11 protein-coding genes are annotated in these 11,833 nt (G+C 43.8%); 2 read left to right on the top strand and 9 right to left on the bottom strand.

All coding sequences use genetic code 11. The features are described from left to right. Positions 1 to 12 precede the first annotated feature (12 nt). From AC0YOD_RS26980 to AC0YOD_RS26955, 6 genes are all read right to left on the bottom strand, one after another. Complete coding sequence (locus AC0YOD_RS26980; protein ID WP_475802440.1) at positions 13 to 798, bottom strand: STM4013/SEN3800 family hydrolase; 786 nt, start codon at positions 796 to 798, stop codon at positions 13 to 15. Then, on the bottom strand, positions 786 to 2,036 hold the full coding sequence (locus AC0YOD_RS26975; RefSeq protein ID WP_475802439.1) for an STM4014 family protein: 1,251 nt from the start codon (positions 2,034 to 2,036) through the stop codon (positions 786 to 788). The genes AC0YOD_RS26980 and AC0YOD_RS26975 overlap by 13 nt, the downstream gene beginning before the upstream one ends. Continuing rightward, complete coding sequence (locus AC0YOD_RS26970) at positions 2,036 to 2,875, bottom strand: STM4015 family protein (RefSeq protein WP_475802495.1); 840 nt, start codon at positions 2,873 to 2,875, stop codon at positions 2,036 to 2,038. The genes AC0YOD_RS26975 and AC0YOD_RS26970 overlap by 1 nt, the downstream gene beginning before the upstream one ends. A gap of 486 nt (positions 2,876 to 3,361) precedes the next feature. Further along, on the bottom strand, positions 3,362 to 5,188 hold the full coding sequence (locus tag AC0YOD_RS26965; protein ID WP_475802438.1) for an ABC transporter ATP-binding protein: 1,827 nt from the start codon (positions 5,186 to 5,188) through the stop codon (positions 3,362 to 3,364). Continuing rightward, on the bottom strand, positions 5,181 to 5,993 hold the full coding sequence (locus tag AC0YOD_RS26960) for a MerR family transcriptional regulator (RefSeq protein WP_475802437.1): 813 nt from the start codon (positions 5,991 to 5,993) through the stop codon (positions 5,181 to 5,183). Before AC0YOD_RS26960 ends, AC0YOD_RS26965 begins: the two co-directional genes overlap by 8 nt. Positions 5,994 to 6,183: 190 nt before the next feature. Next, entirely contained in the window at positions 6,184 to 6,468 is a 285-nt protein-coding gene (locus AC0YOD_RS26955; protein WP_475802436.1) for a hypothetical protein, read from the bottom strand. A 674-nt stretch (positions 6,469 to 7,142) separates the two neighbouring features. Here AC0YOD_RS26955 and AC0YOD_RS26950 point away from each other — a divergent pair. Beyond that, complete coding sequence (locus tag AC0YOD_RS26950; protein ID WP_475802435.1) at positions 7,143 to 7,436, top strand: hypothetical protein; 294 nt, start codon at positions 7,143 to 7,145, stop codon at positions 7,434 to 7,436. 62 nt (positions 7,437 to 7,498) lie between these two features. Here AC0YOD_RS26950 and AC0YOD_RS26945 read toward each other — a convergent pair whose 3' ends face one another. Further along, positions 7,499 to 8,383: an alpha/beta fold hydrolase gene (locus AC0YOD_RS26945; protein WP_475802434.1), complete on the bottom strand. Its 885-nt coding sequence runs from the start codon at positions 8,381 to 8,383 to the stop codon at positions 7,499 to 7,501. A gap of 28 nt (positions 8,384 to 8,411) precedes the next feature. Continuing rightward, positions 8,412 to 8,876, bottom strand: coding sequence for a hypothetical protein (locus AC0YOD_RS26940; RefSeq protein WP_475802433.1), 465 nt, complete (start codon positions 8,874 to 8,876; stop codon positions 8,412 to 8,414). A 132-nt stretch (positions 8,877 to 9,008) separates the two neighbouring features. On the opposite strand from AC0YOD_RS26940, the gene AC0YOD_RS26935 reads away from it, so the two are divergent. Beyond that, the gene (locus tag AC0YOD_RS26935) at positions 9,009 to 9,392 is read left to right on the top strand and encodes a hypothetical protein (RefSeq protein WP_475802432.1); all 384 of its coding nucleotides are present in this window, start codon (positions 9,009 to 9,011) and stop codon (positions 9,390 to 9,392) included. Between the two features lie 180 nt (positions 9,393 to 9,572). Here the strand turns inward: AC0YOD_RS26935 and AC0YOD_RS26930 are convergent, their stop codons facing one another. Next, complete coding sequence (locus AC0YOD_RS26930) at positions 9,573 to 11,765, bottom strand: alpha-galactosidase (protein WP_475802431.1); 2,193 nt, start codon at positions 11,763 to 11,765, stop codon at positions 9,573 to 9,575. Positions 11,766 to 11,833 lie beyond the last annotated feature (68 nt).

The following is an 11,833-nucleotide window of genomic DNA, read 5'->3' as shown; positions in this document are numbered from 1 at the left end:
CTGCTCCCCTCCTTATTCCAAAATAAATTCACGATACGGCACATTCCAAACAACCTCATGAGCCAAGCGATGACCCTCATAGCCATCCTCGCCATAAGCGGTGCCATGATCCGAAAATGCAAGGCATAATGTCTTTCCTCTACTGCGCATCGCTTCAAATAGAACACCTAGCTGACTATCCACATAACGAAGCGCTGCACGTTGTGTTTCTACGGAATCCTTCCTTGCTCCGGGAATGAAATAATGATTAGGTCCATGCATAGCGGATATATTCATGAATAAAAAAAGCCTCTCGTTTGGATCAGCTTTCTCCAAAAGCTTAAGCGCATGCGCCACTTGATGCTCCGTTGAGCGCGGATTGGTCACGCCAAAGGTCATACGCCAATAGCTTTCTTGAAAATAGGCGGGAAGCACCTTAGCCAGCTTATTCTTTTTTGTAAAAAAAATAACGCCTCCGATGCAGATCGTCCGGTAACCCGCCTCCTGCAACCCGGATACGAGATCCGGAGCGTCAAATAACCATGTATGAGGATGTGTTTTTAGCCCCGTATCTTTCGTATGAAACAGCCTTACATGAGATGCCTTGTCGGTATCGGCAGGCGTGGGTAGAAATCCGCCAAAGAAGGCATGATGTGCCGCATAAGTAAAGCTGCCGGGCGTATGCCGCTTCTCCCAGCCGCCGGTGCCGCATAGGTTCGGACAGTTCTCTTCCTCCAGCTTGGCAACATCGTATCGAAGCGTATCCAGTGTAATCATTAAAATATCATGGGTGCCCACGATTTTGTTCATGTCGAACATATGTCAATTCCCCCCTCTATCAGACCGCGCATCTGCCACTCATAGGTGCTGTGTCCTTTATACAGGGCTCCATATAGCAGATCTCCAAAGGGATTCATATCGATGGCATAGGTTTTGCCGCTTCCCTTCTGAACGAGTACATCTACACCCGCAACGGAGCAGCCAGGAAACGCCCGAAGCGCAGCTTCAGCAGTTTCTTTCACAGCCCGTTCTACCTCTTCCGTTAGAATCTCCTTCACGTCCATCCTGCGCTCATTGCGCAGATGAAGATTCGTAATCGGTGAGCTGCTTAGCCGAATAACAGTGTGAGCTGCCTCTCCATTCACAACAAGCTGACGGACATCAAAGGACTTGGTCCCACAGCTTTCCTTCTCAATCCAACGTTCGATATGCGCGCCTTCTCGGCAAATAAAATCAACCAGCATGCGTATGATGTTATGCTCTCGATACCTTCGCATGCGTCCAGCATTATAGAAAATAATTTCTCCATTTCGTTCTTCGTATCCAATCGTTGTGATGCCAAGCTCTTCGCCAGTGCGAGGATTATACTGGTAAGCCATAACGCCCGCAGCTCCAGAGCCGCAGGCTAGCTTAATAAATAATCGATTCATTCCGCTTGCTATCATCGCAGCCTTCAAGGATTCGTAATTATAAATGGAGCCGGCTGTTGCCGGCAAGCCAGGCACTGAAACACCCTGCTTCTCTAGCAGCGACCAGCATTTTCTCTTATCGAACATGCTGGCAATATGCTGAGGCGGGTTGACCCATCGCACAGGTACTCCCGAAGTTATCACTTCATTATGTATGCTTGCAAGAAATCTGCAATACCCTAGGTACCACTGTCTCGGATATAAGATTCGTCCATGCTCTAGCGGCAGCAGCCTTGCTTCCTCTGCCGAGATCGAGCAGCTTTCAGGCAATCCATGTCCAGACCAGAAGCTATTATCGCCGTCCCTGTCGGATGCACCCCAAGCTATTAATTCCCGTTCCACTGCAGCATCTTCACCAGGCGCATCAAGGCGAATGACAAGAGGCTGGTGGCCACCATAGAGCTCCAACTGATCTTGTATTCGCCATGTATGCTTTAGCAGCCCTTCATAAGTGAGCAGCGTTGCCGGCGCAAGTCCTAGCTCCCTTCTTGCAGCCTGCAATCCAGCCGATCTTTTATTACCCGGATTGCCGATTAAAAGGAAAGGCGTACACGCCTCAGTACGGCCCTCCTCTGAGAAATAGCGCATTACTCCGTAAGGAACGGATAGCGCCAGTCATCCTCATCCGCTTCCTGCTGATCCGTGACATCAACGGAAATACCCGACTGTGTCCACCGTTTCACCATTTCGTCAGACATATAATGATAGCTTAGATTAAGATGCTTAAGCCGTTTAATTCCATCGCTGGCAAGAAGCGCTTCTGCTCCATTATCGGAAAGAGTACCATAAGACAAATCTAATATTTCCAATTGATCTAGGATAGGTGCACCCGCAACAGCTTCAGCAATTTCATCCTGAATTTCGCTATCCTTTAACCCCAAATATTTGAGCTTAGGGAAAAGTCCCGTTTGCAGCAGTGGTTTAATATCCTCCAAGCCACCATCAAATCCGTAATCCTCAACGCCAAGATAAAGCTCCAGCTTCTGAAGCTCAGGCAGCTTAGCGCTCGCAATTTCCTGAAGCACAGAAGTGGGAAGCCCTCCGCAAATGATGACAAGCTCTTGAAGCTTCTCATGCTCGAGCGGCTGCAGGCTTAAGTCTTGACTGCCTTTAATCGATAGGGATTGAAGGTTTGGAAAAGCAGCCAATAGAGGCGAGAGATTCGTCTGATTAATCCAGGAAACCTCACATTCCTCAAAGCTCATATCACCAATAAAAAGTTTAGTCAGGTTTGGAAAAGCATCTTTATGCTGAATTAGTGTGTCTAGGAAGCTATCCGGGGAATTTTCATAAGCCTGACCCCATTCGCCAATCGTTAAGATTGTCAATCGCTTAGCATCCTCGCTTGCCGCTAATTTTTCAATTAAATTTGAAAGTCTTACGCCTTCTTCATATTCGTCATAGCCTACAGATAAGCGAATCTCAATCACGCATATCCCTCCAATTGTTTCCACATGAATTTAGGGTAACATGTCATTTTTAAGTGCGTCAATGGTCCCATAGTCACAGACCTTCAACATAAAGAATAAGACATACTTCTTTACCCTATACCCACGGTCCCTTCATTTTGAAGCAATCATCATGGATCGTTAAATCGAGTTCATCATTTAGAAGTTTCATATTCCGAAATTGGGATTGACTTATTAATCTCGTTCCCGGATTAGCGATTCTGCTGCTTGTTCATGTGGGATGCTGGTCTATTACTGGCGCAATCTATTCGATTACAACAGTAACCCCTGTCTCTTTCCATCAGCCCAAGTTAAAGTTCATGTTAATCATAGGAACATGCTTACTGATTTTATTCATCATTATTTCTGCAACCACCGGTAACTGAAAATTTTTATTATTTTCCATCCCGCCTATAGCCATGTCGTCAATGACTACACTACTGGCTGGAAATACGAATACCAAATCTAATTAAACTGCTGCTGAACGAGCTTACCGTATAACGAATGACTCTCCAGCAGCTCCGCGTGCGTGCCCTCGCCGGATATTTCACCTTTCTCAAGCACAATAATCTTGTCTGCACCGCGTATTGTGGAAAGCCGATGAGCGATAACGAGCGTCGTTCTCGCCTTCATCAACCCTTGCAATGCCTCCTGCACAAGATGCTCCGAATCACTATCGAGATGGGCAGTCGCTTCATCTAAGAGCAGAATGTCCGGGTCTCGCAAAATAGCCCGAGCAATCGCCAGCCGCTGCCTCTGCCCGCCCGATAGCTTAACGCCTCTTTCCCCAACCTCTGTCTCATAGCCGCTTGGCAATGAATCAATAAATGCGGTCATATTCGCTTGCTCTACCGCTTCTTTCATTTTGTCCTCGTCGACAAACGCTAGGCCATAAGCCAAGTTATGACGAATCGTACCCGCCATCATCGGACTATCCTGCGACACATAGGCTATTCTTCTGCGCCAGTCCTCAAGCCGCATGTCCGAGATGGATTGTTCACCATACGTAATCGAACCGGCAGTAGGATTATAGAAGCGTTCTAGCATGGAAAATAACGTTGTTTTACCCGTTCCGCTCGGTCCTACAAATGCAGTCACTTGACCCGGCTCCACGCAGAAACTGAGATTATGCAGCAGCACTCTGTCCTCTGAATAACCGAAGCTCACCTCATTAAAAGCAATGTTGGGACGAATTTCAGTTTTCAAAGGAACGAGCGAAACGTTAGAATCTATCGACGCTTGCTCCTCTTCTTCACTCAACAGCTCCAGAATCCGTTCTGAAGCCCCCATAGCCTTCTGGAATTGCGTGAAGAAGGATGCCATTTGCGTAAAAGGCATAACGATTTGAAACATATACAATATGATAGCAACTAAATCTCCACCGCTTAGCGAGCCTTGCGAAACTCTTACACCGCCATACCCAATCAATAAGACGAGAATGAGCAGCATAATACTCATCATTAACGGCGTTACGATGGATACAATTTTCGCTTCTTGAAGCCCATATTTAAACAACCGAGAGATGCGCAGACCTCCCTGACGCTGCTCTACCGGCTCAGCAAGCGAAGCTTTAACGAGTCTTATATCCGATAATACGCGTCCGAGATCACCTTGAAAAAATGCCGTTTCATCCTGCATGGATTTAGATACCTTAAACATTTTCGACCCTAAGGGCCATAAGATAAGCAACGCTACCGGTACCGCTACCAGCATGAGAAGCGTCATTTTCCAATCGATAAAAAGTAATAATGAAACCCCGCCGATAATGGAAATGATCCCGCCAATAAATGAAATAACATGACCGATAATAAATTCCTTGATCACATTCGTATCATTGGTGACGCGGCTCATCGTTTCACCCGAATGATTGCGATCAAAGAACGGAACCGGCAGCTTCAGCACACGCTCCCACACCTCACGGCGCAGCCCGGCAATGACGTATTGACCAACATAAGACATCGTATATACGGTAAACCCCGACATAACCGTCTGAACCAAAAACACAGCACCAAGCATGATAATCGTCATAGTCTGCAGGCTCGCCATAGAGAGCTCATCAACAAGATTTCGAGTTAATAATGGAATAAGGAGCGAAAATATGGTTTCTCCTATTCCCAGAATCATAGCGGCTGCTATCAAATAGGTTGATGGCTTATGCTTTGCAATAAGCTTGAAAAATTGCGATACGCCAATGGATGATTCTACTTTTGCGGACACTGCTTCCGGTTCCTTTTGTGTTGTAACATGATCTGGTTCTATCAGCTGCTCGGGTTCATCAATCCCCTTACTCATCATATATTCCCTCCTTTAATGTTTTCAAAGCTTCTAAATGATCAAATACCTGAACCATAAAGGCATCCTCACCCTTCGTAAACGCAGTTGGGAATAGTACAGGATCCATGGCAGCCTCGGGATCATTAAGCGATTCTATTTGCGCAAGCTCATCCTCGCTTAGCGCGCTGATTGTTGGACCAATTAATGCTTCCAGAAAGACTACCAGCTCGCGTCCACATGCTAACACATCCTCATCAAGAGGCTGTTTTCCTTGCTTGTAATGATCCTTTAATTGAATAATCATCACCGTCATTTGACGCTCCATCTGCAGTCTGTTCTCTGCAGGCAGCCCTTCCATAAACATGGCATCAATGATCGAGGAAGGTATTTTATCTAAAAGCCATTGCTTCTGTTTTTCCTCATGCTGAATGTTATGAATAAATAGGAGTAGCAGGTCGCTGTCCACCTTGCCTGCACCCTCCACAATATTTTGCATACGTCCGATTGTTTCCAGCACATGCTCCAAATGCTGCTGCTTCTGGCGCAGCATTTCATATTGCTTAGCGAGTGACTGCTGAAAATCATCCTCAGGCTGCTGCAAATAATCTGAAATCTGATCAAGCGAGAAATCTAAATATTTAAGCGTTAATATTTTTTGAAGTCCAATCAAATCCTTTTCCGTATAAAAGCGATGCCCATGACTGTTTCGACTGGAGGGTTTCAGCAAGCCTTTGCGATCATAGTAGCGCAAGGCTCGCTCCGTAACGGCAGTTAGCTTAGCGAATGCCCCTATGCTGTACAATGGTTCATTGTTATTTTCCATCCCACTCACTCTCCTTGATGCAAAGTATACGGCTTGACGTAACGTCAAGCGCAAGAACTATTTTGTGAAAATATATTAAATGAACATCGCCCATCAATAGCTGGTATCTAGCTCTATCTCAGATGGCGGCTAGTTCTATAGAAGAAAATAGCTAGTTCAGTCGAAGATGCTAGCTGGTTACAGTAGCTGTTCACTTGTTGGGTCGCAGACATTTACTTGCTTCTTCATTTACTAGCTTCGTTTCATTAGCTGTACGATCGCAGTCATTTACTAGCTTCTTTTCAATTGCTGAACGTTTGCAGTCATTTACTAGCTTCTTTTCAATTGCTGTACGTTTGCGGTCATTTACTTGCTTCATTTCAATAGCTGAACGTTTGCAGTCATTTACTAGCTTCATTTCAATAGCTGAACGTTTGCAGTCATTTACTTGCTTCATTTCAATAGCTGTACGTTTGCAGTCATTTACTTGCTTCATTTCAATAGCTAATACGCTCGCAGTCATTTACTTGCTTCATTTCAATAGCTGTACGTTTGCAGTCATTTACTTGCTTCATTTCAATAGCTAATACGCTCGCAGTCATTTACTTGCTTCATTTCAATTGCTAGTTCGATCACAGTTATCTACTAGCTTCATATTCTGAAACTAATTCAAAAAGACAACTGGAATTTGGTTTGTTAACTTTATTTTTTGAAATTAATGGACTGATTAGCTTATCCATCTGCCCACAGCTGCATGTTTAGTTTTAAGTAATGACACTAATCCCCCTGCTAATCATTAATATTGGGTTTTAAATTCAATATATGAAACTAAATAGTTCAAACCGTATAAAACCACCATTTGATGAAGTTCAGCATTTCATACAGCACTTCATACAACATTTCATCCAGCACTTCATCCAGCACTCCATACAGCATTCCATGCATTTATATGAATCTAACTAAAACGGTAGTCTCACCTGTTTAAGGATTAAGGCGATCCTGAAAATCGCTTATTCGTCCCACACTTCGTCAAACACCGACAAAAATCACCGTTTCATTTAAAAAAAGCGCATTTTTTATCATATTACAGTTGTAAATATTGGGTTAATCTGTATAATGAATTTGTGAACAAATGGTTACATAGATGCGCAAACTGAGGAGAGAATGTAAATGAATAACTATCAACAACCGCCAGTAAATCCTGGAGTTCCGGGTTATGGCTACAATTCACAGCAAGAGGTTTCCCCTGTTATTACAATAAAAGAGTGGATGTTGACCATGCTCATCATGTGCATTCCACTAGTAAATATTATTATGATGTTTGTTTGGGCTTTTGGTGAGGGTAATCCTTCTAAGAAAAACTATTTTAAAGCTTCGCTCATTTGGGCTGCAATCATTACCGTTATTTATATCATTGTTTTCGTTATTATCATTGCAGCAGCCGCTGTTTCATCGGACTACTAATATTTTCCAAAAAAAGGATAGAGACTCAGAAATATTCTGAGTCTCTATCCTTTTCTTTATATCTAATCGAATTGAACCTCTTCCTCTTTCCGAAGAAATTGAACGGTTAACTCATTCACAATCTCAGCATTCTCTAGCGTAAGCGAATGGCTTGCTCCGGCGATTAGATGATTCTCTACATTCTGTATCCAGCTCTCTGCCTTCGTCATAACTTTTTTTGAAGGGTAAATAACCTCCTTGTCACCAACAAGAAGCAGAGTAGAAATCTGAAAGCCTTTGAACTCCTTTTCGGAAAATACAGAGGGCATTATCCTCAGCTGAGGCTTCGCATTTTGATAACCCGAAATAACTTGCTCTCGAAAAACAGGCGGCAATCGCTCACCTTTTCCAGAAAACCATCGAAAAGCTTTGTCGATCCACTTCTCTGTGCGAAACAATAATGCAGGATAGATCTTAAAGAAAAATATACAGCTTATTTTGTGGAAGCTTCCGGCAGGCGCATATAACAGGAGTTTGGATACCCGATCCGGATGTGCAAGTGCAAAATTCAAGGAAAGAAATCCGCCCATAGAGTGACCAGCCATATCAACCTTATCCAGCTTTAACCCGTTCAAAATCTCAACTATCCACTGTTCTGCTTCACGTCTATTTTTTATTGCAAAATCTGGCTTGCTTCTCCCAAAATCCCCTATAACATCAATAGCATACACGCAGCGTTCCATCGTCATCGCCTTCATATTGGGATACCACATCGTACTGCTCATCGTCATCCCATGAAAGAGCAATAAAGGCTTTTTATTCGTATCACCAAAACGGAGCACATACGTTTCGCCAAATGTTGTCGGGACATGGAAGGAAGAAAAGTCCATATCAAAAAGAGCTAAGCTTCTTTCGTACCCCTGATCATACTCTTTTTCTGCTGCTTCGTTCTTAAATATCGATCGCACAAAATAACCACCCATTCAAACGGATTTTCTACCCTTCGTTATTCAATCGTCTTTCATGTGCATCAGCATCAGAGAACGCAGGTTTAATTAATTTATTTTTCAACATGTATCTATCAATAGAAGCTAATAACAGACCAATTACAATAAAGGTGAGAATGGAGGTTTCTATTTGAAGCCCATATCCCTCTATAAATCGATCCTCATAATCAAAAGTAAAGGTTCCACAAAACCAGCCAACAGCAGCGTAACCGATCCCCTTTGCATAAAAATGATTGTTTAATAATTTCTCCACAAGGATGGCTAGCAGGAAAAAGGAAATATAATAAAACGGGAATGCGAGAAAGCTGCCGAATGCTATAAAAAAATAACTAACATCTATATATTCTGAGGTTGTAATTTTACTGCCTTCCAAACGCTCTACAATCCATAATCCAAAGCCTGTGAAAATCGAAAAAAATAGAGCAAGAAAGAAGTGTCTGCTTGTTGTATTCAAAGGTTGATCTCCTCGTCTATCCATAATGATTCCAAATCTATAATCATTTTTAAGGTTACTGATAAACGAAATTCGCTTGCAACATTAAATGGATTATTTCCGTTATATTTACAGCATGGAGGTGCATAATCAATGAAGCGAAAATATATCATTCTATTAAGTATTTTAGCATTCTGCAGCATTTATATTTTGTTTTCCTTTTGGATCGCTCGTGATGTACCAATCATTCTCCAAACCGGGATGCAAAACAATGCAGAATATCAAGCTCTTATGACTTCAAACGTTTATGAACGAATCAATCCAATTGGCAGGCATATGACATCCTCCTCCTATTCATACAACCCTCAATTTCATACCGTTAAAAAGCCTCTTCTGATACACTTTTTTGGCATAGCGAAGGTATGGGTAACTCAAAAATACGATTCAGAGGACATTGGGTTCGTGGAGCCTGTTAGGATGACATTAAAATTAAAAAATGGAAAATGGTATGCCTCTTCCGTATACATAAGACCTTAAGGCGATTCCGCTTACGGGATCCATTTTTCTATTTTAGGACATATTACCATTTAATACAATTAATTAAAAATAATCATTTCAATATGCCATACGCTGATTTACGCGAAAATTATGGTCATAAAAAAAGAGCAGCACTAAGTGTAATTTCACTTTGTACTGCTCCTTTATTGATCAATATCCCTATTCTACTGCACGGAAACGATAGACCTTGCTGGCAAAGTCACTATTGAATTGCGGAGTCGCAAGACCTGCATAAAGAAGCTCATCACCGCCGAAAACAGTCCCATCTTCATCCAGCTTATAATCACGGTTCGGATCAAGCCCTTTCAAGCGGAATCGGTTAAGCCTTGGATTCGGCTCCTGCAGAACGGATACAAATACGGCAAAAGCTTCGCTTTGGTCTTTGGAAACGAACATCCAAGCTGTCTCATTTCCTTCAAATGGACTAAGCAGACGATAGAAATCACCAAATTGCACAAGATGCCGCACATCTTTGTAGAGTGCTATTTGCAATTTAACCTCATCCTTCTCCTCATCCGTAAACCTGGTAAGATCCAGCTCATAGCCAAAGTTGCCTGACAATGCGACATTTCCTCTCGTAGCTAGGGAAGTCACACGTCCAACCTGATGGTTAGGAACAGCCGATACGTGAGCCCCCATAGAGCTGACCGGATACACAATGCTGGTTCCATATTGAATTTTGAGACGGGATATAGCATCACTGTTATCGCTCGTCCAGGTTTGCGGCATATAGTGAAGCATACCGGCATCGAAGCGACCGCCGCCACCCGAGCAGCTTTCAAACAAAATGTGCGGGAAGGACGAAGTGATCTCTTCCAAAACCGCATATAATCCTAGCATATAGCGATGAGCTGTTTCTCTCTGACGATCTGGCGGCAGCAGCGCTGAACCAATCTCCGTCATATTCCGGTTCATATCCCATTTCACATACGTAATTGGCGCACTCGACAAAATATCAGAAATCGTCTTTACGATATATTGCTGTACATCCTTGCGTGACAAATCGAGAATAAGCTGTTGCCTTGCTTGCGTTCTTCTGCGTCCATCGACATGCAAGCACCAATCCGGATGCGCACGATATAGATCGCTGTCTGGCGAGATCATTTCCGGCTCAAACCATAAGCCGAACTGCATATCCAATCGCTTAACCCGGCTTACTAAATCCTCTAAGCCGTTAGGCAGCTTATTGCGGTCAACAAACCAATCGCCAAGCGAGCAGTTATCACTGTCACGCTTGCCGAACCAGCCGTCATCGAGCACAAATAGCTCGATACCAAGCTCTTGTCCGGTACGCGCAATCGCTTCTATTTTATCTGCATTGAAATTGAAATAAGTGGCTTCCCAGTTATTGACTAGAATAGGCCGAACTTGAACTCGGAACGTTCCGCGCGTCAAGCGGGAACGGTATAGATCATGGAAGCTGCGCGACATGCCGCCGAGCCCGTGCTCGGAATGCACCATTACCGCTTCCGGTGTCTGAAATTGCTCTCCCGGCTCAAGCTTCCAATTAAAGTCAAATGGATTAATCCCCATAAATAATCGCGCTGAGTGGTATTGGTCTACCTCCACCCCCGCAGTAAAGTTTCCGCTATACACGAGATTAACCCCATATACGTCCCCATGATCCTCAGTTGCGCCCTCAGAAAGCAAAGCTACAAATGGATTTTGCATATGGCTGCTGGAGCCTCTGCGGCTCTCTATAGCTTGCATTCCCGGCTCTAGCTTACGCTTATGCACCTGACGCTCACGTCCCCATGTACCTGAGAGCTGAAGCATTTCAAAACGATCATGGGCAAAATCAAGACTAAGGCTGAGCGCGCGTTGCAATTGAAGCGTTTCGCTGCCGTTATTTACTATTCGTACAGAACGTGTCATGGCATTAAATGCTTTAAATACTGTATAGGTCAAAACAACCTGAAGACCTGTCAGCTCATCCTTAAGCGTCAATTCCAGCGTCTGCGCTTCCTCGTCACTCTCTACATAAGTAGACGGTAACCCGGCAAGCGCTGGTTTTCCGTTAATGATCGTATGGGATTCGTAACGTAAATCTGAAATCCTTGTGCCATTCGGCAGCATTACCCCATAAGCAGGCGTACGAAAATCTGAGTTCCCATAGGCAGGATACTCCTGCGGAAGCGTGTCGAGGGATAGGTTGAGCTGATCCATCTCTGTACTTGGCGAGAAAGACACTCGCCCCGCTAGCTCAAGCAACCTTGTAAGCTGTACGCCGCGGACTTTTTTGCCCCAGTATAAGTGCGCAACATAACCTGTCGGGGTAATATGGATAACATAGCTCGTATCACGAGATTGAAGGTGAAAGATAGAACGCTGCTGATCATATTGAATTGTCATTTGAATACCTCCTAAAAGTTTTGTGAAGCAAAACTAGCTTCGTAAGCGCAATCCCATAGTTTAGCGGA

The organism is Paenibacillus sp. J31P13, assembly GCF_056269295.1.
This window is presented reverse-complemented; position numbering and strand designations above follow the sequence as displayed.